Source organism: Polaromonas sp. CG_9.5, assembly GCF_035984465.1.
Lineage (GTDB): Bacteria > Pseudomonadota > Gammaproteobacteria > Burkholderiales > Burkholderiaceae_C > Polaromonas.
This window is the reverse complement of the sequence record NZ_JAXCHR010000002.1, coordinates 108,024-133,331: the sequence shown is the minus strand read 5'-3', so window position 1 is coordinate 133,331 and position 25,308 is coordinate 108,024. Positions and strand designations below refer to the sequence as shown.

General features: G+C 61.8%; 24 protein-coding genes. 9 read left to right on the top strand and 15 right to left on the bottom strand.

Annotation, left to right across the window (positions count from 1 at the left end; translation table 11 throughout):
• Positions 1–192 precede the first annotated feature (192 nt).
• Together RCH06_RS02110 and RCH06_RS02105 are read left to right on the top strand one after the other, a co-directional pair.
• A complete protein-coding gene (locus RCH06_RS02110; RefSeq protein ID WP_327079781.1) occupies positions 193–1,416 on the top strand; it encodes a toxic anion resistance protein in 1,224 nt (407 codons plus the stop codon).
• A 34-nt stretch (positions 1,417–1,450) separates the two neighbouring features.
• Complete coding sequence (locus RCH06_RS02105) at positions 1,451–1,900, top strand: YiaA/YiaB family inner membrane protein (RefSeq protein WP_327079780.1); 450 nt, start codon at positions 1,451–1,453, stop codon at positions 1,898–1,900.
• Between the two features lie 19 nt (positions 1,901–1,919).
• Here RCH06_RS02105 and RCH06_RS02100 read toward each other — a convergent pair whose 3' ends face one another.
• The gene (locus tag RCH06_RS02100) at positions 1,920–2,735 is read right to left on the bottom strand and encodes a hypothetical protein (RefSeq protein ID WP_327079779.1); all 816 of its coding nucleotides are present in this window, start codon (positions 2,733–2,735) and stop codon (positions 1,920–1,922) included.
• A 274-nt stretch (positions 2,736–3,009) separates the two neighbouring features.
• Between RCH06_RS02100 and RCH06_RS02095 the strand changes: the two genes are divergently transcribed.
• The gene (locus tag RCH06_RS02095) at positions 3,010–4,083 is read left to right on the top strand and encodes a zinc ribbon domain-containing protein (RefSeq protein WP_327079778.1); all 1,074 of its coding nucleotides are present in this window, start codon (positions 3,010–3,012) and stop codon (positions 4,081–4,083) included.
• A gap of 172 nt (positions 4,084–4,255) precedes the next feature.
• On the top strand, positions 4,256–5,581 hold the full coding sequence (locus tag RCH06_RS02090; RefSeq protein WP_327079777.1) for a hypothetical protein: 1,326 nt from the start codon (positions 4,256–4,258) through the stop codon (positions 5,579–5,581).
• 176 nt (positions 5,582–5,757) lie between these two features.
• Here RCH06_RS02090 and RCH06_RS02085 read toward each other — a convergent pair whose 3' ends face one another.
• From RCH06_RS02085 to queA, 7 genes are all read right to left on the bottom strand, one after another.
• On the bottom strand, positions 5,758–6,759 hold the full coding sequence (locus RCH06_RS02085; RefSeq protein ID WP_327079776.1) for an aldo/keto reductase: 1,002 nt from the start codon (positions 6,757–6,759) through the stop codon (positions 5,758–5,760).
• Positions 6,760–6,821: 62 nt separating this feature from the next.
• On the bottom strand, positions 6,822–8,615 hold the full coding sequence (locus RCH06_RS02080) for an ArnT family glycosyltransferase (protein WP_327079775.1): 1,794 nt from the start codon (positions 8,613–8,615) through the stop codon (positions 6,822–6,824).
• Complete coding sequence (locus RCH06_RS02075; RefSeq protein WP_327079774.1) at positions 8,596–9,138, bottom strand: GtrA family protein; 543 nt, start codon at positions 9,136–9,138, stop codon at positions 8,596–8,598. The genes RCH06_RS02080 and RCH06_RS02075 overlap by 20 nt, the downstream gene beginning before the upstream one ends.
• A 13-nt stretch (positions 9,139–9,151) precedes the next feature.
• The gene (locus tag RCH06_RS02070) at positions 9,152–10,378 is read right to left on the bottom strand and encodes a glycosyltransferase family 9 protein (protein ID WP_327079773.1); all 1,227 of its coding nucleotides are present in this window, start codon (positions 10,376–10,378) and stop codon (positions 9,152–9,154) included.
• A 3-nt stretch (positions 10,379–10,381) separates the two neighbouring features.
• Entirely contained in the window at positions 10,382–11,545 is a 1,164-nt protein-coding gene (gene tgt / locus RCH06_RS02065; RefSeq protein ID WP_327079772.1) for a tRNA guanosine(34) transglycosylase Tgt, read from the bottom strand.
• A gap of 40 nt (positions 11,546–11,585) precedes the next feature.
• A complete protein-coding gene (locus tag RCH06_RS02060; RefSeq protein WP_327079771.1) occupies positions 11,586–12,779 on the bottom strand; it encodes a PQQ-dependent sugar dehydrogenase in 1,194 nt (397 codons plus the stop codon).
• Positions 12,776–13,858, bottom strand: coding sequence for a tRNA preQ1(34) S-adenosylmethionine ribosyltransferase-isomerase QueA (gene queA, locus RCH06_RS02055; protein ID WP_327079770.1), 1,083 nt, complete (start codon positions 13,856–13,858; stop codon positions 12,776–12,778). The genes RCH06_RS02060 and queA overlap by 4 nt, the downstream gene beginning before the upstream one ends.
• A gap of 237 nt (positions 13,859–14,095) precedes the next feature.
• On the opposite strand from queA, the gene recG reads away from it, so the two are divergent.
• Positions 14,096–16,186: an ATP-dependent DNA helicase RecG gene (gene recG, locus RCH06_RS02050; protein WP_327079769.1), complete on the top strand. Its 2,091-nt coding sequence runs from the start codon at positions 14,096–14,098 to the stop codon at positions 16,184–16,186.
• A 54-nt stretch (positions 16,187–16,240) separates the two neighbouring features.
• Here the strand turns inward: recG and RCH06_RS02045 are convergent, their stop codons facing one another.
• Genes RCH06_RS02045 through RCH06_RS02035 form a run of 3 tightly spaced genes read right to left on the bottom strand, consistent with a single transcriptional unit; the run spans position 16,241 to position 17,647 of the window.
• The gene (locus tag RCH06_RS02045; RefSeq protein ID WP_327079768.1) at positions 16,241–16,870 is read right to left on the bottom strand and encodes an HNH endonuclease; all 630 of its coding nucleotides are present in this window, start codon (positions 16,868–16,870) and stop codon (positions 16,241–16,243) included.
• Positions 16,871–16,913: 43 nt separating this feature from the next.
• Positions 16,914–17,267 carry an HVO_A0114 family putative DNA-binding protein gene (locus RCH06_RS02040; RefSeq protein ID WP_327079767.1) on the bottom strand — a complete coding sequence of 118 codons (354 nt, stop codon included), beginning with the start codon at positions 17,265–17,267 and terminating at the stop codon, positions 16,914–16,916.
• Positions 17,264–17,647, bottom strand: coding sequence for a toxin-antitoxin system TumE family protein (locus tag RCH06_RS02035; protein WP_327079766.1), 384 nt, complete (start codon positions 17,645–17,647; stop codon positions 17,264–17,266). The genes RCH06_RS02040 and RCH06_RS02035 overlap by 4 nt, the downstream gene beginning before the upstream one ends.
• A gap of 60 nt (positions 17,648–17,707) precedes the next feature.
• Here RCH06_RS02035 and RCH06_RS02030 point away from each other — a divergent pair, with 60 nt between their 5' ends.
• The 3 genes from RCH06_RS02030 to ubiA all read left to right on the top strand — a co-directional run bounded on the left by RCH06_RS02030 (position 17,708) and on the right by ubiA (position 20,193).
• A complete protein-coding gene (locus tag RCH06_RS02030; RefSeq protein WP_327079765.1) occupies positions 17,708–18,664 on the top strand; it encodes a LysR substrate-binding domain-containing protein in 957 nt (318 codons plus the stop codon).
• Between the two features lie 109 nt (positions 18,665–18,773).
• Entirely contained in the window at positions 18,774–19,298 is a 525-nt protein-coding gene (locus tag RCH06_RS02025) for a Dps family protein (RefSeq protein WP_327079764.1), read from the top strand.
• Positions 19,299–19,302: 4 nt separating this feature from the next.
• A complete protein-coding gene (gene ubiA / locus RCH06_RS02020) occupies positions 19,303–20,193 on the top strand; it encodes a 4-hydroxybenzoate octaprenyltransferase (protein ID WP_327079763.1) in 891 nt (296 codons plus the stop codon).
• A gap of 121 nt (positions 20,194–20,314) precedes the next feature.
• On the opposite strand, the gene RCH06_RS02015 is transcribed toward ubiA, so the two are convergent.
• The 4 genes from RCH06_RS02015 to RCH06_RS02000 all read right to left on the bottom strand — a co-directional run bounded on the left by RCH06_RS02015 (position 20,315) and on the right by RCH06_RS02000 (position 24,059).
• A complete protein-coding gene (locus RCH06_RS02015) occupies positions 20,315–20,575 on the bottom strand; it encodes a hypothetical protein (RefSeq protein ID WP_327079762.1) in 261 nt (86 codons plus the stop codon).
• A 257-nt stretch (positions 20,576–20,832) separates the two neighbouring features.
• Positions 20,833–21,672 carry a pyrroline-5-carboxylate reductase gene (gene proC / locus RCH06_RS02010; protein ID WP_327079761.1) on the bottom strand — a complete coding sequence of 280 codons (840 nt, stop codon included), beginning with the start codon at positions 21,670–21,672 and terminating at the stop codon, positions 20,833–20,835.
• An 86-nt stretch (positions 21,673–21,758) separates the two neighbouring features.
• Positions 21,759–23,252 carry a glycerol kinase GlpK gene (gene glpK, locus RCH06_RS02005; protein WP_327079760.1) on the bottom strand — a complete coding sequence of 498 codons (1,494 nt, stop codon included), beginning with the start codon at positions 23,250–23,252 and terminating at the stop codon, positions 21,759–21,761.
• A gap of 39 nt (positions 23,253–23,291) precedes the next feature.
• A complete protein-coding gene (locus RCH06_RS02000) occupies positions 23,292–24,059 on the bottom strand; it encodes a DeoR/GlpR family DNA-binding transcription regulator (protein ID WP_327079759.1) in 768 nt (255 codons plus the stop codon).
• 171 nt (positions 24,060–24,230) lie between these two features.
• Between RCH06_RS02000 and RCH06_RS01995 the strand changes: the two genes are divergently transcribed.
• A complete protein-coding gene (locus RCH06_RS01995; protein WP_327079758.1) occupies positions 24,231–25,307 on the top strand; it encodes an ABC transporter ATP-binding protein in 1,077 nt (358 codons plus the stop codon).
• Position 25,308 lies beyond the last annotated feature (1 nt).

Genomic DNA, 25,308 nt, shown 5'->3' with positions numbered 1-25,308 from the left:
ACTACTCATTTTTTGATAGCTGACTGCGCAGGCAGAACGTGCGCCAGCGGCCTGTTTGGCACTCAATTACCGTCTACAGCCCCATTTGTCAGCGCTTTGGCGAAAGCCAGCCTGCCGATTCGTGCCTGACGCCTGCATTCACTTGACTTGATTACAACTCGTATCATTCATCCACCCTTCCCAGGAGCCGCCATGTCCGCACCGACCAATGACACAAGCCGCACGACGCTGACGCCGCCTGACAGCTTTGCGCTGACGCCGCCCGAAGTGCTGCGCCCGCTCAGTGACGATGTGGCCCGCACGGCGGTGCCGCTGCCGGCCGCCACCCAAGCCGCCGTCGAAGACCAGGTGCAGCGTTTCATGGACGGCCTGCTGTCCGAAGACCTGCAAGGCGATGCCTTCAAGGCCAAGCTGGACAGTGCTTTTGCGCTGGGCCGCGAAGAAATCTCGCTGGCTGCCAGCTTGATGCAGGGGCGGTTCATGCAGCGCAATTTTGTGGGTCTGGAAGACAGTTCGGCCTTCAAGGCGGTGCAGGAAATGCGCGGCCATCTGGACGCGCTCAACCCCGGCAAGGACGGCGACTTGCTGCAGCCGCAAAAGCTGCTCGGCATCATTCCGTTTGGCAACCGGCTGCAGGGCTACTTTCGCAAGTTTCAAAATGCCGGCGAGCAGATGCAAAAAAGCATGCAAAAGCTGTACGCCGCCAGAGACGACATGCAGCGCGATGGGGTCGAGATTGAAGCGACGCGCGGAAAAATGTGGGACGGCATGCAAAAGCTGGCGGCGGCGGCGGCGCTGTTTGCCCAAAGCCTGGATCGCCAACTGGCCACGCGCGTCGAAGGGCTCAAGGCCACCGACCCCGAGCGCGCCCGGGCGCTGGAGCAGGAAGTGCTGTTTTATGTGCGCCAGAATCTGCTGGACATCCTGACGCAGCAATCGGTCTGCACCAACGGCTACCTGGCGCTCGATGTGCTGAAAAAAACCGGCCGCGAGATGATGAACGGCTGCTCACGCGTGGCCACCACCGGCATGAGCGCGCTGGCCGTGGCGCAAACCGTGGCACGCGCCACCGGCAACCAGGTCAAGGTGATGGAGATGCTGACCGGCGTGAACAGCACGATTGAAAACCTGATTGCCGAGACGGGCCGCCAGCTCAACACGCATGTCGAGAAAACCACCCAGTTCGCCAGCAACCCGCTGATCGGTATCGAGAAAATGAAGGAAATGTTTGACCAGACCTTCAAGGCGATGGACGCGATGGACACGTTTCGCAGCAAGATGGTCGAGGTGATGGGGCAGAACAACACCATCTTGCAAGCGCAATTGGCGCGGGCTGACCAGTACATCGACCGGGTGCGCCAGCAAAAAGCGCGCGAAGTGACGCGGCACAGCCTCAGCGGGCCAGTGGCTTTGTGAGCGGGTATTTTTTTAACACAAGGAGACTTTGAAAATGGCAACTCACTACGTAATGCAGCGCGACACCAGCGGCTGGCGCATGCAGGTCTGGGCTTCGTTCATTCTGGCCGTGCTTGCCAGTGGCGGCGGCGTGATGCAGCTGCCCAGTCAGGAGCTGGACCGGGCTTTTCTGGCCATCGGGTTTTTCTTTTGCCTGTTCGCCTCGTTTGCAGCCGCCAAGACGGTGCGCGACAACCGCGACGGGCGGGTCGACACCAACGGCTGGATCATCACCGTCTGGATTGCCTTTGCGGCGGCGGTGTGCCTGACGGGCTGGGGCCTGTGGCGCATGAGCATCGGCGACTGGCAAAAGGGCTATGTGGTGGTGTCCTGGCTGTTCTTGATCAGCAGCACCTTCACGCTGGCCAAGATGATCCGCGACCGTTACGAGGCCGACCTGATGGCGCGCAGCAGCGAAACCGCCATTGAGACGCGGCCAGTCTGAGCAGGCGTTGAACCCGAATTTAGCGGCGCGTTGCCTTGGCTTGCAAAAAACGCTGCTGACGCCGCATCGCTTCGACCGCGCTGGCGCTCAAGCGCTGTGCGCGCTGTTCCAGCCCCGACTGCAGCAGCGCCAGCTGGCTTTGCAGCAGGTCGTTAGCCGACGGGGTTTCGCCAGCCCCCGGCAGCGTGCGCTGCGCTGCGGGCACCTGCAGGTAGGCGCTGAGCGTGTCGGGAATGTAGCGTCGCAGGGATTCGATCACGTACAGCCGGTCGTCCAGCGTGAACTCGCCATCGAGCGGCGCACCATCGAGCGCCAGCGCCACTTGCACGGCAGCCGCCTTGAGCGACACCAGCGCCGCCAGCGCCGACTCGGGCACGGCGGCGGCGGTGGCATCAAAGGCGTCGTCAATGCGGCGCAGCGCTTCGGGCTCGAACGGCGACGGGCCGGCGGATGGCAGCATCGTTTCGTGGGCGGCACGCTGGCTGCGGTGCTGCCACAGCCAGCCAGCGCCGCCCAACGCCGCCAGCGCGGTCGCCAAGGCCAGTCCGGTGCCGGAGCGCAGCAAAATCAGCGCGCAGGCGGCGGCTACGCTGCACACCGTGGCGGCAATCACGCCCGGGTGGAGCTTGGCCTGCGCCGGCGCGACGCCAGAGGTGCCGCGCGCCAGCAGGTCGCTGACCGACGGGCCGAGCAACTGGCGCTGCCGGGCTTTTTGCGCCCGTGCCTTGAGCGACGCATGCACCGGCACCGGCTTGTCCGCTTGCCTGGGCGCGGTACGCTGGTTGACGGGCGCGCTGGCGTAGGCGCGTCGGGCATCGGGTTTGGGTTCGGGCATGGCGTGGCGTGGGTCGGGTTCGGTTCAAGGAGTGGATTATGAAATTGAAAGCGTCGGGCCGTGAAGGATGGCCGCGTCGCCGCCTGCTTGCGCTGACGGCAGGATGCAGGTTTTGATACAGCAGCAGGTGCGGTGACGCGCCATTGTGTGTTTGAATGCGCTATTGAATCAATAGCTGCTTGCGCAAGCGTGACCTGCGCAAGCGGCCTGTTTGATCCTATTTTTCTCGAAATGACAGGGCTGGATTTATTTTTGGCCACACACGGAGTTCCCCATGAGCAAAAGTTTGCGATTGACTGAAAAATGGATGCAGCGCGGCCTGTGGGGGGTGGCGCTGGTGTTCGCCAGCTTTTTGATTGGTCTGGGCGGCACGCTGGTCGGCGACTTGCCGCAGGTGGAAAAGCAGCAGACGGTCGAAGATTTCATGGACAACGCTGCTGCCGAGGCACTGCGCATCAGCATCAAAACCACCGAACGCGCCGAGGAAGACGCCGATGCGGCGCTGGAACAAGCGCAGCTCAAGCGCAGCGCCGCCCAATCCGATTCCGCTGCCGCCCGCGAGACCTTCACCAATTGGCTGGCCACCCGCCGCGCCACGCAACTGTCAGAGCAAGACCCGGAACTGGTCGCACGCACCCGCGCACTGGACGGCCTGAAAGCCAAGGAACGCGCCGCCGGCGTGGCGATTGAAGCGCAGCAGCAAGCCGCCCTCGATGCGCGCCAAAGCACCCAGCGCGAACGGCGCAAGCTGGCTGAAATGGAGCAATCTGCGCAGCAATTGCTCGATGCCGAATACCGCCGCGTCGAACTGCGGGTGTTTTTGTACCGGCTGGCGCTGACGCTGCCCCTGTTGGTGGTGGCCGGATGGTTGTTTGCCAAGAAGCGCAAAAGCACTTACTGGCCGTTTGTCTGGGGCTTCATTTTCTTTGCGCTGTTCGCCTTTTTCGTCGAACTGGTGCCGTACCTGCCAAGCTACGGCGGCTATGTGCGCTATATCGTCGGCATCGTGGTCACCGCCCTGGTCGGCAGGCAGGCGATTCTGGCGCTGAACCGCTACCTGGAAAAGCAAAAAATCGCCGAACAAATGCCCGACGCGCAGCGCCGCGAAGAGCTGAGCTACGACACCGCGCTGACGCGGCTGTCCAAGGGCGTGTGCCCCGGCTGCGAACGCCCGGTCGATTTGAAAAACCCGGAAATCGACTTTTGCCCGCATTGCGGCATTGGCCTGTTTGACCACTGCACCGTTTGCACGACCCGCAAAAGCGCGTTTGCCAAGTTCTGCCATGCCTGCGGCGCAACGGGGGAGCGGCGCAGGCTGCTGCCCGAGACCGTCGCCGCCCCGGCCTGACCCTTGAGGCTTGCCAGCAGGTTTGCGCCGGCCGCGCGAGTGCGCTACCGCACCGGGAACGGCGCGCCTCAGCCATTGCCGTTTGGCGCCTACCCGGCGCGGCCCCAACGACCTACAGCGGCTGCATAAAGCAGACTTACATTGGGATATCTAATTTACAAAGGTTCCCATCATGAAAGCCTATTTGCGCAACCAGGTGGCTGCACTCTTCATCCTTATGCCTGTTGCATCGGCCATGCTGGTCCTGCCCGGCACGGTCATGGCACAGCCTGCGGCCGAACTGCGGTCGCTCCAGGTGACGTCCGACGACGGCCTGAGAGCCGGTGCCGAACTGGAATTCACGGTCGAAGGCACGCCCAGAGGGCAAGCCCAGCTCCGCATTCCCGGCGTTCCACGCAACATCGTGCTGAAGGAAACAGAACGCGGCGAATACACCGGCCGCTACACCATCCGGCGCCAGGACCGGATCTCGCCGACCAACCCGATTCGCGCCACGCTCAAGGTGCGTAACCGCACAGTTGCGTCCAATTACAGCTTCCCCGCCGGCATGGCCAACGCGCAGGCCGGTGCGCCCGTGCCGCCGGCGCCTGCGTTGAAGATCGAGCGCTTCACGGTAGCGCCGATTGACAGGATCGAACCGGGCGCCGAGTTGCGGTTTTCGCTGAACGGCATGCCCGGCGGCACGGCTGAATTCGACATTCCCGGCGTTGTGGAGCATGTGCCGATGCGGGAAGTACGCCCCGGTGTTTACGAAGGCGCCTACACGCTGCGCCGGCTCGACAACCTGACGCCGTCGCGGCCCGCCGTAGCCACGCTGCGGGTCGGCGACCGGTCCGTCAAGACAACCTTGAGCCAGCCGCTGACGGCAGATGCCAAGCCGCCGGTCATCCGCAATATCTCGCCGCGCGATGGCGAGGCCATCGTGGACCGCACCGCCATTTCAGTCTCGGGAACCTTTGACGATGCGGGCGGCGTGGGCGTTGACCCGAAGAGCGTGCGCATCTTGCTGTCGGGTCGAAATGTGACGGCCGACAGTGAAATCACGGCGCAGTTTTTTACTTACCGGGCGGTGATGCAGACCGGCCGCTATACCGTCGATGTCAGCGCCCGTGACCTGGCCGGCAATGCCGTGCGCAAGACCTGGGGTTTTGATGTGGTGATTCCCGTGGGCGCCGCACCAACGACGGTGCCGCTGCAGGTGACCAGCCATGCCAACAACGCCGTGGTTGACGGCCGCACAACGCTGGTGCGTGGCCGGACAGCGCCGGGCGCAGTGGTGGACGTGCAGGTCACCGCCGTGGCGGCGCTGGCGGGCCTGTTCGGTGTGACCCAGGATGTGCTGACAGAAAAAGTCCAGGCCGACGCCAATGGCGACTTCTCCTTTAGCATCGCGCCGCAGCTCCCGTTGCCGGGCGCGCGCTACGAAGTGACGCTGGTGTCGCACAAGGCCAACCTGAAGGCCGAGACCCGGCTGGTGCTGTTCCAGAAGCAGGGCTGATGCCTGTTTGTTGATGAAACAGGCCCCTTGCGCAATGGGGGCGGGCGCAAAGCGCTATTTATTTGATAGTGAGCTCAGCGTTGAAAACCAGCCCGCTCACACCATCGCTCCGGGGTCAATCCTGCTGCGGCGAACACATCAGGCGGGCCTTGCGAGGTTCTGTTTTGAAAGCCGGCTCAGACCGGGCGGCCAAAAAACGGATAGCTCGGGTCGTTGAAACCCGGTGTGGACGAATGGCCGGGCACCACCAGGCTGTTGATGAAGGTTTCGTCCTCGGCATCCAGCACCAAATCCAGCGCGCCATACACGTCTTCCAGATGCGAGAGCGTGCGCGGCCCGACGATGACCGCGCTGACCAGCGGATTGGCCAGCACCCAGGCGGCGGCAAACTGTCCGGGCACCCAGCCTTTGTCTTCGCAACGCGCCTTGATCTGCTGTGCAATTACCAGCGACTCTTCCCGGAATTCGGTTTCCAGAATGCGCTTGTCGCCGCTGCCGGCCCGGGTGCCTTCGGCGGGCGGCTGGCCGGGTGGATATTTGCCGGTCAGTACGCCACGCGCCAGCGGACTGTACGGGACCACGCCCAGGCCATAGTGGCCGCAAGCCGGCAGGATTTCAATTTCCGGCTCGCGGTTGAGCAAGTTGTAATACGGCTGGCAAACCACGGGCGGCGGCACGCCGGCTTTTTCGCACAAACGCACCACTTCGGCGATACGCCAGCCGCGAAAGTTGGACAGGCCGAAGCTGCGAATCTTGCCCGCACGGATCAGGTCGCCGAGCGCCTGCACGGCTTCTTCCAGGTTTTCGCCGGCGTAGTCGCGGTGCAGGTAAAGAATGTCGAGAAAGTCGGTTTGCAGCCGCTCCAAAATGGCGTCGGTCTGCTGAATCAGCCAGCGGCGCGAATAGTGGCTTTCGTTCGGCGCATCGCTGACCGGATTGCCCAGCTTGCTGGCCAGCACCCAGTCATGGCGCTGGCCCTTGAGCAGCTCGCCGACATCGCGCTCGGACTGGCCGTGGTTGTAGACGTCGGCCGTGTCGATGAAATTGAGCCCGTGCGCCTTGGCCGACGCCACGATATTGGCCGCTTCTGCCGACGGGGTTTGCTTGCCAAACATCATGGTGCCCAGGCACAGGGCGGACACCTTCAGGTTGCTTTTTCCGAGACGGCGGTAGTGCATGGGTTCAGTTCCTTGTTAAAAAACGGAGAGGCCCGGCCTGCGGTGTTGAGCAGCAAACCCTGTCAGGGGGCCAGCGGCTCGACCAGGTATTCCTTGGCGTACCAGTAGGTTTCAGGCGTTTTCAGGGCGGCCATGAAGCCGTCGTTTTCGTCCTGGCGCGAACGCAAGTCCCAGCGCTCGTCAATGATGCGGCAGGCGGTGCACGGTTTTTGCCCGATGCGCCGCTGCACCAGCACATAGCGGCTGGTCTTGAACAGGCCTTCGACATCGGCAAAATCGACCGGCTGGGCGGCAAAATAATCGACGATTTTTGCGCCCGGAATGATGAAGGTATAGCGCTCGAAGTGGCCGTTGAAGTTGCTTGGCACCTGCACCGTCTGGCCTTGAAGCAGCGCGTTGGTTTCAGGCTTGAAGCGTCCCAGTTCGCCATTGAAGGGATTCGTCACCCACGCCAGCGCCAGCAGCACGCTGAAACCGGCCAGCGCGGCCACCGGACGAGTCCAGCTTTTCTTGAAGATGCCAGCCAGGCAGGCCAGGGCTGAGGCCGCCACGAACACCCAGAACAGCGGCGACAAAATCCACGGGTCTTGCGTTGCCCGCACTGCGCCGTAGCCAATAAGGCCCATCGACAGCACACCGATCATGCAGACCGCCAGCGTCAGGCTGAACCAGATGCGGCCAATGCGGTGCCAGTACAGCGCCATCAGCACCGCCAGCGCCGGCATGGCCGGAATCAAATAGCGCGTTGAGCGCTGGGTCGGCAGCATAAACACCAGCGCCAGCGCCAGCAACCACAGCCACATGATTTTTTCGGCATCGCTAATGGTTTGCGCCGTGCCCCGGCGCTGCCGATAGCCACGCCAGGCGGCCACAAAGCAGCCGATGGACAGCGGCAGCAGGAACAGCGCATTGGAAAAGTAGCCGGTCAGGATCACCACAATCCCGCCGCCGCCAAAAGCGCTCTTGAAGTAGCCTTTGGATGAGTTCATCTTGCCGGCGTTCTCGCCAACGACAAACTCGCGCCAGACTTCGCCCGGCTGCGGGTCGAGGGCAAACCACAGGCCAAAAATCGCCAGACCCAGTGCGCAGATGACGGCGACCTTGACGCCGTCAGACACGATGCCGGGCCGGAAAAGCTTCCACGGTGCCCTGTGCGCGCCCACGGTCTGGTAGCACAGCACCAGTCCAAAACCGACCGGCACCACCATCACGAATGATTTGTACAGGCAGCCGATACCCAGCGCCACGCCGGCGATCAGCGGGAACTTCCAGCGTGACGCCAGCAGTTGGGCCGGCGACCAGGCGATGGCGAAAAATACACCGAACAGCCAGAAGGTTTCAGCCGCGCTGGTCAGGAAAGGCCGGCCATAGCGGTAGGTGGTGAAAAAAGACAGGTAAACCAGCGCCGCAATGGCCCCCAGCGTGATGGCGTGGCGGCTGCGCTGCGCTGGCGTAGTGGCGTCGGTGAAGGGCGTTTCGGTGGAGTCGCGAACCGTCTTCCACGTCAGCAGCCCGACCATCAGGGTAATGCCCCAGGTGTAGAACAGGCTGGGCAGGCGCAGGTTGAGCAGCGTCCAGTGCTCGCCCCAGCCGCCGGCCACGATGGCCTGCCAGAACAGCAGCGGCGGCTTGGTGTTGCGCATGAAGTCCCAGGCGCTGAGCAGCGGCAGCCAGTGGCCGCTGGCGGCGGTCAGGCGGGCGATGTTGGCATACACCAGCTCGTCGCCGTTGCGCGGAATATGGTCGCCGCCCAGGCCAAACAAATAGGCCAGCGCTACGGCAATTGCCAGGCCGACCCAGACGAGGTGAAAGGGAATACGGGAAGCGGGCGGTTTTTCAGGGCTTGTCATGGGCATGGGCGGGCGGCGGTGCGCCGGGGTTCGGGTTGCCGTCAGCCGGAATTTTCTCGCGCTTGCGGCGAAAGGTCAGCTTGTCATTGGCAACAAAATTCACCACGCTGGACAGCACGATGGCAATCACGTTGGCAAAGAGGTAATGCAGGTACAGCGCCAGCCATTTGGTCAGCAGCGACTGGATGACGATGGACAGCGCGGCCGCCATCACATACTTGGCAAACAGCCGCAGCGCCGGCTGGGGCGCGCTGCGCGTGCGGTCGCGCCACGTCAGGCGGCGGTTCCAATAGAAATTGCTGATCGTCGCCAGGGTGATGGCCAGTGCAATCGAATAATTCAGCCGCGTATGGAAGTCGGCAATGTTTTTCAGCAGATGCTCTTGCGCCAGGTAGAGCACAACGATGTTGATGACCGTGCCACTGGCGCCGACCAGGCCGAACTTGATGAAGCGCCAGCGCAGCATGGACTGAAAGCGCGGCGGTAGCAGGCTGATCAAGGCCTCGGCAAAATTTCGGAGGGTTGACATCAGGCGGCTGTGTTCAGGGCGCGGCCAGGCATTCACGCGCCTTGGCCAGCACGTCGGCAGGTGCGATGACCTTCAGACACTGGTTGTCGCCATCGCAATATGAGGTGCGGTGGTTGTAAGCCGTCAGGCAGGGCGAGCACGGCCACTGGCTGTAAAACGAGTGGCATTTGGGCGTGAGCGGCGCGTACAGGCCCGGCGTTTCGGGGCCAAACAGCATCAGCGTCCAGATGGGCGTCAGCGCGGCGAACTGGCCGGGGCCGCCGTCGTTGGTGACCAGCAGCCGCGCCACATGGAACAGCGCCAGCAGTTCGGAAATCGAGCGCGTGTAGCCCGTCAGGTCAATCACCGGGCTTTGCGGGAACGCCGCCTGCACATTGGCCACCAGTTGCCGGGCCAGCGCCTGGTCGTCCTTCAGGCCAATCACCGCCACGGCGCAGCCGTCGGCGACCAGACCTTCGCACAGCGCGGTGTACGACGCCAGCGGCCAGGCACGAATCGGCAAGATGCCGCCGCCGGGGTAGACCAGCACCAGCGGCTTGCCGGCGATGGCCGGGAAATCCTGCACCAGCCGGGTTTGAATGCCCTGGATCAGCGCGCCGTCAAGCTGCACATGCGGCGGCGGCTTGGGGCTGGCCACGACGGCCAGTTTCGACTTGGGCACGGCGGTCGAATCAATGGCCCGCGCCAGCGTCAAAAACTGCGCGCTGATGTGGTGATACGGGTTGTAAGGCACGGGCCGGTTGATGTGCGAACCCCGGTACAGGCCTTCTTGCGTGTGCCGGTGAAACCCCACCCGCACCGCCGCGCCGCTGGCATACGACAGCAGGCTGCTGATGCGCGAGAACAGTTCGCAGTCAATCGCCACATCGACATTCGCACGTCGCAATTCGCCAATCGCTTTCGCTAGGCTGGACAGCAGCGAAGTCAAGGAGCGGTCATCGACCGTGTGCACGTTGGCCGGATCCATGACCTGCATCAGGTCGAGGATTTCACGGTTTTTGCGAAACAGCAGCGCGTGCAGCGGTGCGTCGGGGTAGCGCGCTTTCAGCCGCGCGAACATGTCATTCGCCAGCACTAGGCTGCCCATTTCGGACAGCAAAATCACGACGATGGCGCGCGGCACTTTGTCGCTGGCCTCTGCCGGACGCAAGCGGCGCATGACCGCATCGACTGCCGAAACCGCCGCGCACAGCGGAATGCCGGCCCAGCGGTCGATGAAGCGCTGCAGGTCAATGTTCACGCGTCAGACCCCGCGCTGCCGGTCGGCCTTGAACTGCACCACGAATTCGCCAAAGCGGCCCGCGTCCAGTGCGTCGCGCACTTCCTGCATCAGGTTCAGGTAGTAATGCAGGTTGTGGATGCTCGACAGCATGGGGCCGAGCATTTCGCCGCAGCGGTCCAGGTGGTGCATGTAGGCACGCGAGAAGTTGCGGCAGGTGTAGCAAGTGCAGGTGCTGTCGACCGGGGCTTCTTCGTTTTTGTAGCGGGCGTTGCGGATTTTCAGGTCGCCAAAGCGGGTGAACATGTGGCCGTTGCGCGCGTTGCGGGTCGGCATCACGCAGTCGAACATGTCAACGCCAGCCGCCACCCCGTCAACCAGGTCTTCCGGCGTGCCGACGCCCATCAAATAGCGCGGCTTGTCGGCCGGCAGGCGGTGCGGCGTGTGCGCCATGATGCGCAGCATTTCTTCCTTGGGCTCGCCCACGCTGACGCCGCCGACGGCATAACCGGGGAAATCCATATCGACCAGCGCATCGAGCGACTCCTGGCGCAGGTTTTCGAACATGCCGCCCTGCACGATGCCAAACAGCGCGTTGGGGTTCTCCAGCTTGTCGAATTCAGTCTCGCAGCGCTTGGCCCAACGCCGGCTCAGTTCCATCGACAAACGCGCTTCGCTTTCGGTGGTGATGTGGCCCTTAGTGTCGTAGGGCGTGCATTCGTCGAACTGCATCACGATGTCGCTGTTGAGCAGGGTCTGGATCTGCATCGAGATTTCGGGTGTCAAAAACAGCTTGTCGCCGTTGACGGGCGACGCAAACTTCACGCCTTCTTCTGAAATCTTGCGCATCTCGCCGAGTGACCAGACCTGGAAACCGCCGCTGTCGGTCAGGATGGGTTTGTGCCAGCTTTCAAACTTGTGCAGGCCGCCAAACTGCTTCACCACGTCCAGCCCCGGACGCATCCAGAGGTGAAAGGTGTTGCCCAGAATGATCTGCGCGTGCATGTCATGGAGGGACTGCGGGGTGACGCCCTTGACGGTGCCATAGGTGCCGACGGGCATGAAGATTGGCGTCTGCACCACGCCGTGGTTCAGGGTCAGGGTGCCGCGTCGGGCATACGAGCCGAGGTAAGCGCCGCCTTCGTCAGCAGTGGCCGGATCGGTTTTCAGAACTTCAAAATTTAGCATGCGCTTGCGGTGTTGGGAGTAGGGCACTGGCGCGCGACATTCATTTGTCGCGGCCCAGTACCAGTAGGGTGTGGTTGCGGTCTTCCAGTACAAACAGGCGTCCGGTGCTGTCCAGCGTCAAGCCGGTGGGTGCGCCTTGCGGGCGAATGCCGGGTTGGGCCGACCAGTTTCCCAGAATTTGCGTACCTTTGCCCTTGATTTTGCCAGTTGTGTCAAGCGCAAAGGCCATCACGCGCTGCGCGCCCGCGCGGTGGCCGTGCCAGGCCACCAGCAATTGCCCGGCCCAGGGCTGTGGCAAAGCGCCGGGGGCCACCAGCATCTGCAGCGGTGCGATGTGCGCCGGCCAGAGCAGGGCGGGGGCGCGGGTGCGCTGGCAGTCAACGCGTTTTTCATAGCCGCGTGCGGCCTGGCGGTTTTCCAGGCAATACGGCCAGCCGTAGTTGCCGCCCGCCTGCAGCCGGTTGAATTCTTCGCGCGGCGTATTGGCTTGCGGGTAGTCCACCGAGTTTTCGCCTTGCAGCACCACCTCAGGCAGACCGGGCGGTCGGTATACCGTCAGCGCCAGCGAGTTGCGCAGTCCGGTGGCAAACGGCTTGAGCGATTGAAGCTGCCAGTCAGGCCCGCCCAGAACGGCTTCGTAAACCGCAGCGCGGGGCTGCGGCCCGACCACTTCGGGGCAGGGAAAGGGTTGCTGCTGGGCCTCGTTGCGGCAGCTGTCCGAAAAGGAGCCCACATTGATGTACAGCCGGCCCCCGCTGCCAAAAGCCAGCTCCTTGAGCGGATGGGCGCCGTCGCCCGGCAAGCCGGTGACCACGTTCTCGGGGGCAAAGCGGTCAACGGCAGTGCGCCAGATGCGCGTGGCTTCGCCGATATAGACTTTTTTGTCAGGGCCGATGGCCAGGCCCAGCGGGCGGTCCAGCTTGCTGGCCAGCACCTTGACGGTGACTGCTCCCGGCGCGATGTGCAGTTCGAGCAGCCGCCCCCGGCCCGCATCCCAGCCGCCCATGTCCACCAGCCAGAACCGGCCGGGCGCGACTTCCAGCATGCGGCGCGGTAATTTCAGCCCTTGCCGCTCGTCGGCCACCAGTCCGGTGCAATACCCTGCAGGCGCTTTGACCTGTACTTTGGGAAACCCTTCACACAGGCCGCCGGTTTTGTAGCCCGCTGCCTGCGCCAGCCCTGCGAATCCGCAGGCCATGCCCAGCAGCAGGCGAACAAAAAATCCGCTGGTCATGCGCTGGGCGGTGTGGCGGTGCGCTGGAGCAACATGGCGTCGCCATAGCTGAAAAAGCGGTATTGCTGGTCAATCGCATGCTGGTAGAGCGCCATGATGTGTTCATAGCCGGAAAACGCGCTGACCAGCATCATCAGCGTGCTTTTGGGCAGGTGGAAGTTGGTCAGCAGCAAATCGACCACCTGGAACTCAAAGCCCGGCGTAATGAAGATGTTGGTGTCATCGCAGCCGGGTCCGAATTGGGCGCTTGACTCCAGCGCCCGCACGGTGGTTGTGCCCACCGCCACTACGCGCCCGCCACGGGCCTTGCAGGCGGCAATGGCTTCGTGCGTGGCTTGCGGTACGTCAAAACGCTCGAAATGCATGACGTGATCGGCAATCTGTTCGGTCTTGACCGGCTGGAACGTGCCCGCGCCGACATGCAGCGTGACGCTGGCGCGCGCAATGCCGCGTGCTGCCAGTTTCTCCAGAATGGCTTCATCAAAATGCAGCGCGGCGGTCGGTGCGGCCACGGCACCGGGGTTTTTGGCGAAGACCGTCTGGTAGCGCTGTTCGTCGTCCGCCGAATCGGTGTGGGTGATGTAAGGCGGCAGCGGCACATGGCCGTGCTGCGCCATCAGCGCATACGGGTCGCTGCTGAGCCTGAATTGGTAGAGCGGGCCGTGCGCTTCAGGCCAGCGGCCCAGCAGCGTGGCGGTAAAGCCGCCGTCCATTTGCAGCACCGCGCCGGGCAGCGGCTTTTTGCTGACTTTCATGTGTGCAGCGACTTCGTGGCCGGCGTCTGAATGGGGCGACAACACGCGCTCAATCAGCAAATCCAGCTTGCCGCCGCTGGCTTTTTGACCGAACAGCCGCGCCTTGACGACTTTGGTGTCATTGAACACCAGCAGGTCGCCCGGCTCAAGCAAATCGGGCAGGTCGGCAAAGCGACGGTCGACCAGCGTACTGACCCGGCCATCGAGCAGACGGGACGCGCTGCGCTCGGCAGCCGGGTGTTGGGCAATCAGCGCTTCGGGCAGCTCAAAGTCGAAGTCGCTCAGGGTAAAGGCGCGCGAGTCGCCAGATAAAGACGTGGGCATAGGGCTTGAGGGGCGGACTTGCCCCGTACCAAGTGAAGTAAAAGTTCAGGATTGTCGCAGCCCTTGGCGATATTTTTCAGGTTTGCAGCCGTAGCCCGGCTGGCCGCTGGCTGGCGCGTTCTATGAGGCTGCCGCTGAAAGCGCCCGAAACGCTGCGTGATGGGTGGCGCGGGCAGCGGCTGGAGTGGTTCAGTCGCAGTGATTTCGCCAGCCGCACACAGCGGGCAAAATCAGCGCATGACCACCCCGAGCGCGCCACCTCCGAACAAGCCTTTAAGCGTCCCCGCCAAAGCCATGCGCAAGCTCGGGCTTGACCGCGACATCGACCTGGCCCTGCACCTGCCGCTGCGCTACGAGGACGAAACCCGCATCGTGCGGCTGGTGAACGCGCGTGATGGCGAAGTGGTGCAGTTTGAAGGCGAGGTCGTGTACAGCGAAATATCGATTCGCTCACGGCGTCAGTTGCTGGTCACGGTCGATGACGGCAGCGACACCTGCGTGCTGCGCTTTCTCAACTTCTACCCATCACACCAGAAAACGCTCAGTGTCGGCGCGCGGGTGCGGGTGCGCGGCGAGTTGCGCGGCGGCTTTCTGGGCCGCGAGATGATGCATCCGCATTTCAAGCTGGCCGGTGGCGAATTGCCCGGTGCCTTGACGCCGGTCTATCCGACTTCCGCCGGCTTGCCGCAGGTGTATTTGCGCAAGGCGGTGCTGAGCGGCCTGGCGCGTGCTGACCTCAGTGAGACCATTCCAGCACCGTTTTTAAGCCAAAACATGCCGCAGCGCATGTCCAGCCTGCGCGAGGCGCTACAGTTTTTGCACCATCCCACGCCCGATGTGGCGCTGCAAACGCTGGAAGACCGCAGCCATCCGGCCTGGCAGCGCCTGAAGGCCGAGGAATTGCTGGCGCAGCAAATCTCGCAGCTGCAGGCCCGGCGCGTGCGGGCGGCCATGCGTGCGCCGGCGCTGAAGGGGTCGGTGTTGCGGGGTGCGCAGCAGCCCTCGCTGCATGCACAACTGCTGGAAAGCCTGCCTTTCAAGTTGACTGCGGCCCAGCAGCGCGTCGGCACGGAAATTGACGCCGACCTGGTCAAAAACGTGCCCATGCACCGCTTGCTGCAGGGCGATGTCGGCGCGGGCAAAACCGTGGTGGCGGCGCTGGCAGCAAGCCGCTGCATTGACGCGGGCTGGCAATGCGCGCTGATGGCGCCGACCGAAATCCTGGCCGATCAGCATTTTCGCAAGCTGCTGAGCTGGCTGGAACCGCTGGGCATCAAGACGGCCTGGCTGACCGGCAGCCAAAAACCCAAGATGCGGCGCGAAATGCTGGCGCTGATTGAAAGCGGCGAAGCCGGGCTGGTGATTGGCACGCACGCCGTGATCCAGGACAAGGTGAAATTCAAGAATCTGGCGCTCACCATCATCGACGAGCAGCACCGTTTCGGCGTCGCTCAGCGGCTGGCGCTGCGCAGCAAGATGACCGACGACGGCCAGGAGCCGCATCTGCTCATGATGACCGCCACGCCGATTCCGCGCACGCTGGCGATGAGCTACTACGCCGACTTGGACGTGTCCACGCTCGACGAGCTGCCGCCCGGCCGCACGCCCATCGTCACCAAGGTCGTCAACGATGCGCGGCGCGACGAGGTCGTCGCGCGCATTCAGGCGCAGATTGCCGAAGGCCGGCAGATTTACTGGGTCTGCCCGCTGATTGAGGAAAGCGAGTCCATCGACCTGGTCAACGCCACCCAGACGCATGAAGACTTGAGCGCAGCATTGCCCGGCGTGGGCGTCGGCTTGCTGCATTCGCGCATGCCGGTGGCCGAGAAAAAGGCCGTGATGAGCCTGTTTACTGACGGCGTGATGGCCGTGCTGGTCAGCACCACGGTGATTGAAGTCGGCGTCGATGTGCCGAATGCGTCGCTGATGGTGATCGAGCATGCCGAGCGGTTCGGCCTTTCGCAATTGCACCAGCTGCGCGGCCGGGTCGGGCGCGGCGCAGCGGCATCGGCCTGCGTGCTGCTGTATTCGACCGGCGACGCGCCCCGGCTGGGCGAGGTGGCGCGGGCGCGGCTCAAAGCAATGGTCGAAACCAACGATGGCTTTGAAATTGCCCGGCGCGACCTGGAGATTCGCGGACCGGGTGAATTTTTGGGGGCACGGCAATCAGGGGCGGCGATGCTGCGCTTTGCCGATCTGGAAACCGATGCCGCACTGCTGGCCTGGGCGCGGGAAGTGGCGCCGCTGATACTGAACCAGTATCCCGAGCTGGCTGAGCGGCATGTGCTGCGCTGGATGGGCAGCAAGGCTGAGTTTTTGAAGGCTTGAGGTGTGACGCTTACCTGAGAATTAACGGGCTGCTATTCCAGAGTGAAAGACATGCTAAAGGCCATCCCAATCGGAATGAATGGGCTCTCTGGTGCGAGGATCCAGTACGTTGACTTCTTCAAGGGTATAGCTCATGCGGCCATAGTTGCAAGGCGCACAAGTGACGATGAGATTGCTCAGATCGTTATCGCCTCCTCTGGCGTGCGGTATGACATGGTCGTACTGAGCCCAAATTGTTTGAAAGGCTGCATGTTGCGTATCGTGTGTTCTGCCCCATATCGCCAAGTCAGGGTACGCAGACACAAACCACTGGCGGACTTCTTTTCGCATGACGGGTATGCCGCAAAATCTGCAGTGATAGCCGTCTCTTTGGTGCAACTGACGTCTTTGGGCTAACGTCGGCACGCGAACAATCTTACGTTCGCTTCTTGATACATAAGGCTCGGCGCTGGGAGTTCCACGGTACTGGATATATGGGCTGCTTTTGCCCCATAGCGAATTGGACCACTCTCTGATTTTCTCCATGTTTGCCAAGCGGATTAGGTGCTCAGCACGCATGCCATCGCCACGTTGATGTGCTGAAACAGCCTCTGCCAGCATGAGTGCGGCTTGATCAATCTCGGGAATTGGTTCGCGAAGACAGTGGCGGCGTATATGTACTGAAGTTGGTTTTTTATTGATCATCTGCGTCATTTCTCTACCGAACGGCAACCGCTCAAGTCAACCCTCAGCAAAACTCCACCGACAAATGCTCAAACGTCGCCTGCGGCATAACGGTGCGGCCATTCTTGATAAATTCCACCAGGCCATAGGCCGCCATCGTGTGCAGCGAACGCGACACATCGGGGGCGTGCTTGCCGACCACTTGGGCCAGCGCATCCATGGAGTCTGGCCGCTGCTCGCGAACCGCTTTCAGCAAGGCCATGTTTTCGTCCGACAAAACCCGCGCCATGGCGGCCACCGAGGGGAACCAGACATGCGGTTCATCGTCGCCGCGCTGGCGCGTCCCGGCGGCAATCGCCAAAGACCGTGCCCGCTGTTCTTGCACGGTGGCAATACCCACTTTCAATACCTTGTTCATGGTGATACCTCTTTCAAAACCCGATCAACCTCGGCATAAAAGTCACTGATCAACTGGTAGGCCGTGTTGAACTCGTAAGCGACGCCGCTGTCTGCGACGCTGCGGTGCCGGTGATCGTAGGGATACTGTTTGCCGACATGCAAAAAGCGTGACCCGGCCGGCTTGATTCCGCCGTGAGCGTTGTCAAATCCCATAAGGCGTTCACCGCCTGGCGCATGCAAGGTCAAACTGTATTTGATGCCATGCGGTCTTTCGGCTGTCATGGGGACACGGGCAATATCCATCTTGACCCAGTAACCTTCGTCGTTTTGAAATTCAATATTGCCATCCAGGCCAAGCAGATAATCCAGTCCCTTTTCTTTCGACGCTTGTGAATTCATGGGGAAGACTATCACGGATCGATATGCTTGGCCCAGCCCGAAAACCCGCACAATCCCCCCATGACGCTGACTGAACTAAAATATATCGTGGCCGTGGCCCGCGAAAAGCATTTCGGCCGGGGCGCTGAAGCCTGCCATGTCTCGCAGCCGACGCTCAGCGTGGCGGTCAAGAAGCTGGAAGAAGAACTCCAGGTCAAGCTGTTCGAGCGCAATGCCAACGAAATCACCATCACGCCGCTGGGCGAGGAAATCGTTCGGCAGGCGCAAAGCGTGCTGGAGCAGGCCGAAAGCATCCGCGAGATTGCGCGGCGCGGCAAGGACCCGCTGGCCGGCAGCCTGCGGCTGGGCGTGATCTACACCATTGGCCCCTATTTGCTGCCCGACCTGGTGCGCCAGAACATCGAAAAAACGCCGCAGATGCCTTTGGTGTTGCAGGAAAATTTCACCGTCAAGCTGCTGGAAGAACTGCGCACTGGCGAGATTGATTGCGCGATTCTGGCCGAGCCGTTTCCCGACAGCAACCTGGCGATTGCGCCGCTGTACGACGAGCCTTTCATGGCCGCCGTGCCGAGCAGCCATGCGCTGGCGGCGCGCACCAGCGTGACGGCCGAGGAATTGAAAAAGGAAACGCTGCTGCTGCTGGGCACCGGCCACTGCTTTCGCGACCATGTGCTGGAGGTGTGCCCGGAATTTGCGCGGTTTTCCAGCAGCGCCGAGGGCATCAACAAGAGCTTTGAAGGCTCGTCGCTGGAAACCATCAAGCACATGGTGGCTGCCGGCATGGGCATCACCTTGGTGCCGCGCCTGGGTGTACCCAAGGAAGCGCTGGCGCTCAGCGGCCAGGACATGTCCGCAAACCAGCCTTCGTATATCCGCTATTTGCCGTTTGAAGGCCATGTACCGACGCGGCGTGTGGTGCTGGCCTGGCGCCGCAGTTTTACCCGCTACGAAGCGATTGCCGCATTGCGCAATGCGATTTATGCGTGTGAGTTGCCGGGCGTGATCCGCCTGTCTTGAAGGGCGCGCCTGCGCACAAGCTATTGCGCGCATAGACACTGACTGTTGCCAAGTTGATGTCGATTGCGTATGGTTATCGGTCTTTCATTGATTTTTAAAGGAAAAAATTATGGCCAAATCTCCCGCTAAAACCATTGCCAGCACAGCCGTTCGAGGCGCGCCGGCGATCAACATCGGCATCAGCGACAAAGACCGCGCCGCCATCGCGCAGGGCCTGAGCCGCTTGCTGGCCGACACCTACACGCTGTACCTGACGACGCACAATTTCCACTGGAACGTGACCGGGCCGATGTTCAACACGCTGCACACCATGTTCATGACGCAGTACACCGAACTGTGGAATGCGGTGGACCCGGTGGCCGAACGTATCCGCTCGCTGGGCCATCCGGCACCGGGCTCGTATGCGCAGTTCAGCAAGCTGGCCACGGTGCCCGATGCCCCGGTCACGCAGCCCAAGGCGATGGAAATGGTGCGCATTCTGGTGCAGGGCCATGAAGCCGTGGCCCGCACCGCGCGCGAGTTGTTCCCGATGGCCGACAAGGCCAGCGACGAGCCGACCGCCGACCTGCTGACCCAGCGCATGACGGTGCATGAGCAAACCGCGTGGATGCTGCGCTCGCTGCTGGAAGAGTAAAAAGTTGTCGGCTTCCTTTCCAGCGACGGCTGGCGGCAAGCCCGGCAAGCTGTCGCTGTATTTGCAGCTTATTCGCTGGAACCGGCCGGCGGGCTGGCTGCTGTTGCTGTGGCCGACGCTGTCGGCGCTGTGGGTGGCGTCGCACGGCTTTCCGGGCTGGCACCTGGTCACTGTGTTCACGCTGGGAACGTTTTTGATGCGCAGCGCGGGCTGCTGCATCAACGACGTGGCTGACCGCGAGTTTGACCGGCATGTCAAGCGCACGGCGCAGCGGCCAGTCACGACGGGTGCGCTGTCTGTAAAGGAAGCGCTGGCGCTGGGCGCGGTGCTGGCGCTGCTGGCGTTTGGCCTGGTGCTCACCACCAATGCCGCTGCGATTGCGTGGTCATTCGCCGCGCTGGCCGTCACGCTGGCCTACCCGTATGCCAAGCGCTATGTGGCGATGCCGCAGGCGGTGCTGGGCGTGGCGTTCAGCTTCGGCATTCCGATGGCGTTTGCCGCCGTGCAGTCGCGCGTGCCGGCTTTGGCCTGGGTGTTGCTGCTGGGCAACCTGTTCTGGGTGATTGCCTACGACACCGAATACGCCATGGTCGATCGGGACGATGACCTCAAAATCGGTATGAAAACCTCGGCCATCACGCTGGGCCGGTTTGATGTGGCCGGCGTCATGCTAAGTTATCTGATTTTTATATCAATATGGGCTGTTGCGCTTTATACGTATGCGCAGTCAGCTATCTTTAGCATAGCGATTGGCCTGGCGTTGTTACAAGCCATGTGGCACGGCTGGCTGATCCGCAAGCGTGAACGCGACGATTGCTTCAAGGCGTTTCGCTTGAACCACTGGCTCGGGTTTACGGTGTTTGCCGGCATTGCGCTGTCGTACTGGGGTCACTGAGGCTGTGGGGCTGGACTGGTCTGCCTGTTGCATCAATTTCGCCCGTAAAAAAGCCCGCGCAGTGCGGGCTTTTGCAAGACATCAACTGGCCGGTGCAGCCAGCGATGCGTACTTTTGCAGATCAGGCGGCTTTCGGGGCCATTTTGGCTTTTGCCTTGACCTTGGCGTGCTTGGCCTTGTGTTTGACCACAGCCTTGGCGTGCTTGGCCTTGTGTTTGACCACCGCCTTGGTGTGCTTGGCCTTGGCGGCAGGCGCAGCCATGGGGGCAGCAGGCGCAACGACAGGCGCTGCAGCCGTCTGGGCTGAGGCTGGGGTGGAAATCACCGACAAAGGCATGGCAAGGACAGCGGCGCTGGCAAGGATGGACAGGAATTTTTTCATGGGGTACTCCAAGGTATTTGGAAAGTCATTACGTTCGTAGAGCCGGGTCGCCTTTACGGCAGGCTGGCGACAAAAGCTGCACGTTCGTGAATGTTTAACGTAGTCTTGCGCAAGCCGGTTGACGGGATTTTTACGATTTTTGCAATTGTTTTTGAGATGCCTGGCGCTGCATGTCAGCGTCGTAAAATGCTATTAAAAATATAGCTGTATGTACACGCACTGACTGCGCAAGCGCCTTTTTTCATGCGTGGCCTGCTTCAGGCCGCGCCGAATTCATCGCCCATCTCCATAGCGCGCAGCCGTGCCGCCTGCATGGCGTGCATGAATTTTTCCTTGATGCCGTCCTGCTCCATGACGCTCAGCGCCGCGTAGGTCGTGCCGCCTTTGGAGGTCACGCGGGCGCGCAGCACCTCAGGCGGCTCGGTGGCCTCGCGGGCCAATGCCGAAGCGCCGACAAACGTGCCGACCGCCAGCTGGTGCGCCTGCTCGCGGCTCAGGCCCATGTCGGTGCCGGCCTGGATCATCGCTTCGATGAAGTAAAAAACGTAGGCCGGGCCGGATCCGGACAGCGCGGTGACGGCATCGAGCTGCGCTTCCTGGTCCAGCCACAAAAACGCACCTGTGGTTTGCACCACGTGTTCGATAGTCAATCGGTCTTCAGCGCTGGCGGCGGGGCGGGCGAAAAGGGCGGTCATGCCCTGACCGATCAGCGCCGGCGTGTTGGGCATGGCGCGCACCACGCGCTCGGTGCCCAGCCAGTTGGCAATGGTGTCGGAGCGGATGCCGGCGGCCACGCTCAGGTGCAGCGCGGATGCGGTATGCGCACGGCTTTGTTCTGCCGCTTCACGAAAGGTTTGCGGCTTGACGGCCCAGACGACCAGCGTCGCACGGTTCAGCGATGCGCCAGGGGTTTCGCTGGCTTCAACCTGGAACTGCTGGACCAATTTGGCCCGCTGCTCGGCAAAAGGCTCGATCACCTGGATCTGGCTGGTGGCCAGGCCGCGTTTGAGCAGGCCGCCGATGATGGCGCTGGCCATGTTGCCGCCACCGATAAAGGCGATGGGGTCGGTGCTGCTGTCGGAGGCGTGGGGCTGCATGCGCATGGTCTCGCTAAAAAATGAGGGCGGCTTTGAAATGAGAGGGAATGGCCTGGCCGGGTTCCTGATTGTCGTGCAGCGTCGCCTTACTGCAGCACTGTCTGCCGAACCGCATGCTCCCATTGGCCCATCAGCTCGGCCGCACGCGTGCTGCTGAGCGTGGGCCAGAAGGTGCGCTCGGCCCGCCACAGGCTGGCCAGCTCGTCGGTGTTGCTGTAAACGCCGCTGGACAGCCCTGCCAGCCAGGCGGCGCCCAGGGCCGTGGTTTCGGTCACGACGGGGCGCACCACCGGAATGCCCAGTAGGTCGGCCTGGAACTGCATCAGCAGGTCGTTGATGCAGGCGCCGCCGTCCACGCGCAATTCAGACACCGGCGCTGCTCCGGCGCTGACCGCATCGCGCCCCATGGCCTGCAGCAGCGCTGCGCTTTGAAAGGCGATGCTCTCCAGCGCGGCGCGGGCAATGTGCGCCGCCGTGGTGCCGCGTGTCAGGCCGGTGATGGTGCCGCGTGCGTCGGGCTTCCAGTAGGGCGCGCCCAGTCCGGTGAAGGCCGGCACCATCATCACGCCGCCCGAGTCGGGAACGCTTTGCGCCAACGCCTCGACTTCGGCGCTGCTCTTGATGGCGTTCAAGCCGTCACGCAGCCATTGCACCACTGCGCCACCGACAAATACGCTGCCTTCCATCGCGAATTCGGTTTGCGTGCTGATTTGCGCTGCGCTGGTGGTCAGCAGGCCGTTGTCCGACAGCTGGAACTGGGTGCCGGTGTGCATCAGCAAAAAGCAGCCGGTGCCGTAGGTGTTCTTGGCCATGCCGGCCTTGAAGCAGGCCTGGCCGAACGAGGCGCTTTGCTGGTCTCCGGCGACGCCGCCAATGGGAATGGCATCACCCAACAGGTCAGGGCTGACCTCGCCAAAGTGCGCGCTGGAGGGATGAACGACAGGCATCATGGAAGCCGGAATGTCCAGGGCTTTGAGCAACTCCGGATCCCACTGATTGCTATGGATATTGAACAGCATGGTGCGCGCGGCGTTGCTCACATCAGTCGCATGCACCGTGCCCTTGGTCAGGCACCAGATCAACCAACTGTCCACCGTGCCAAACGCCAGCTCTCCGTTTTCGGCCAGTTGCCGTGCACCACGCACGTTGTCCAGCAGCCATTTGAGCTTGGTGCCCGAAAAATAGGCATCCACCAGCAGGCCCGTCTTTTGCCGGATGGTTTCTGCCAGGCCGCTTTCACGCAGCGCAATGCAGGTGGGTTCTGCGCGACGGTCTTGCCAGACGATGGCATGGTGAATGGGCTGCCCGGTTCGACGATTCCAGACCACGGTGGTTTCACGCTGGTTGGTGATGCCAATGGCGCGGACGTCTTTCGCTTCGATGCCGGCTTTGAGCAGTACTTCACGGGCAGTGGCCAGTTGGGTGTGCCAGATTTCCTGCGGGTCGTGTTCAACCCAGCCAGGCTGGGGATAGATCTGGTTCAGTTCGCGTTGGGCCTGGGCCACGATGTGGCCAGCGGCGTCAAATACGATGCTGCGCGAACTGGAGGTGCCCTGGTCCAGTGCAAGTAGGTAAGTCATGGTGATCGATCGGTAAATGGGCCAAAAAGGCGATGTTTTTCAGGAGGTGACAAATTCGCAACGCACCTGCGCCTCCTCCAGCAAGGCGGAAAAGGGATCGGGCGGCAGCGCGTCGGTGAACAGCCGGTCAATCTGGGACAAATGCCCGACGGCAACCATGGCGGGTCGGTTGAATTTGCTGAAGTCAGCGGCCAGCCAGACTTCGCGCGCGTGGGAGATGATGGTTTGTGACACCTTGACTTCCCGATAGTCAAAATCGCGCAGGGAGCCGTCGTCTTCAATGCCGGAAATGCCAATGATGGCGATATCGACCTTGAACTGGGAAATGAAATCGGCAGCGGCTTCGCCGATGATGCCCTGGTCGCGGCCCCTAACCACGCCACCCACCACAATGACTTCGCATTGGGGATTGGCGCTCAGGATGATGGCCACATTGAGGTTGTTGGTAATCACCCGCAGCCCGGTGTGGTGCAAAAGGGCACGCGCCACGGCTTCCGTGGTGGTGCCAATGTTCAAAATCAGCGAGCAGTCGTTGGGCACTGCCGACGCAATCGCTTTGGCAATGCGTTTCTTGCCATTCACGTTCAGGCTTTCCCGTTGTGGATGGGCGATGTTCTCAATCGTGGAGCTTGGAACACGAACCCCGCCGTGAAAACGCGTCAGCAATCCCTCGTCAGCCATGCGCTGAATGTCGCGGCGTACGGTTTGCAGCGTCACGCCCAGGGTATCGGCCAAAAATTCCACCTTGACAGAGCCGTGGGCCTGAACCACGGCAAGCAGTTTGAGTTGTCTGGGGTTGGGATTCATTCTTGTGTTTTATGTCAAAGAGGGATCCATGAGCAGTTAATCCACTTTAAAACGAAACAAAAGGAATTTGTATGGGGTAATTACTGAGTAAAAACGAATCAAAACGAATAATAATTTGTTGAAGCGAATATTTAATTCGGATTTTTCATTCTCTTCAGTAAAGGTGGCGCGATGCAATTGACTCTTGAGAGCATCAGCAAAAAGGTCGGGCCGCAAACGTGGTTGTACGACATGAGTCTGGCTCCCTTAAGCGGGGCGGTGACCGTGTTGCTGGGGGCAACGCAGTCTGGCAAGACCAGCCTGATGCGCATCATGGCGGGACTCGATGTGCCTTCCAGCGGTCAGGTGAAGGTAGACGGAAAGAGTGTGGTGGGCGTGCCAGTGCGTGATCGCAATGTCGCCATGGTCTACCAGCAGTTCATCAATTACCCGTCGATGAAAGTGCGCGACAACATCGCCTCGCCTCTGAAACTGCGCGGCGACAAGAACATTGACCAGCGGGTCCAAGAGCTGGCCGAAAAACTCCATATCGAAATGTTTCTTGATCGCCTGCCCGCCGAATTGTCAGGAGGACAGCAGCAGCGCGTCGCCTTGGCGCGTGCGCTGGCAAAGGGCGCGCCGCTGATGTTGCTCGATGAGCCCCTGGTGAATTTGGACTACAAATTGCGAGAGGAGTTGCGTGACGAGTTGACAGACCTTTTCTCGGCAGGCGACTCTACTGTGATTTATGCCACCACCGAGCCGGGCGAAGCGCTGTTGCTGGGGGGCTATACCGCTGTTCTGGATGCGGGTGAGTTGTTGCAGTACGGCCCGACGTCAGAGGTATTCCACCAACCCAAGTCACTTCGCGTAGCGCGAGCCTTCAGTGATCCCCCCATGAACTTGATATCCGCCAAGGCAGCGGCCTCTGGCGGCGTTCAACTGGACGCTGGACCACTGATGCAATTGACCCTGCCGGCAACCCAATCGCAGCAGTTGACCGTTGGTATGCGCGCTGGCTCCCTGCGGGTAAAGGCGGGAGAAGGTGATGTCACACTCATGGGCAAGGTGGAACTGGCTGAAATATCGGGCTCGGACACCTTTGTCTATCTGAAAACATCGGTGGGCGAGCTTGTGGCGCAGCTCACGGGGGTTCATTATTTCGATTGGGGTGCGCAAGTGCCCCTTTATTTCAATCCGGCACAAGTCTATGTGTTTGACGCCCAGGGGATGCTGCTGCTGTCTCCGGTGCGCGGTGGAGGACGCTGAT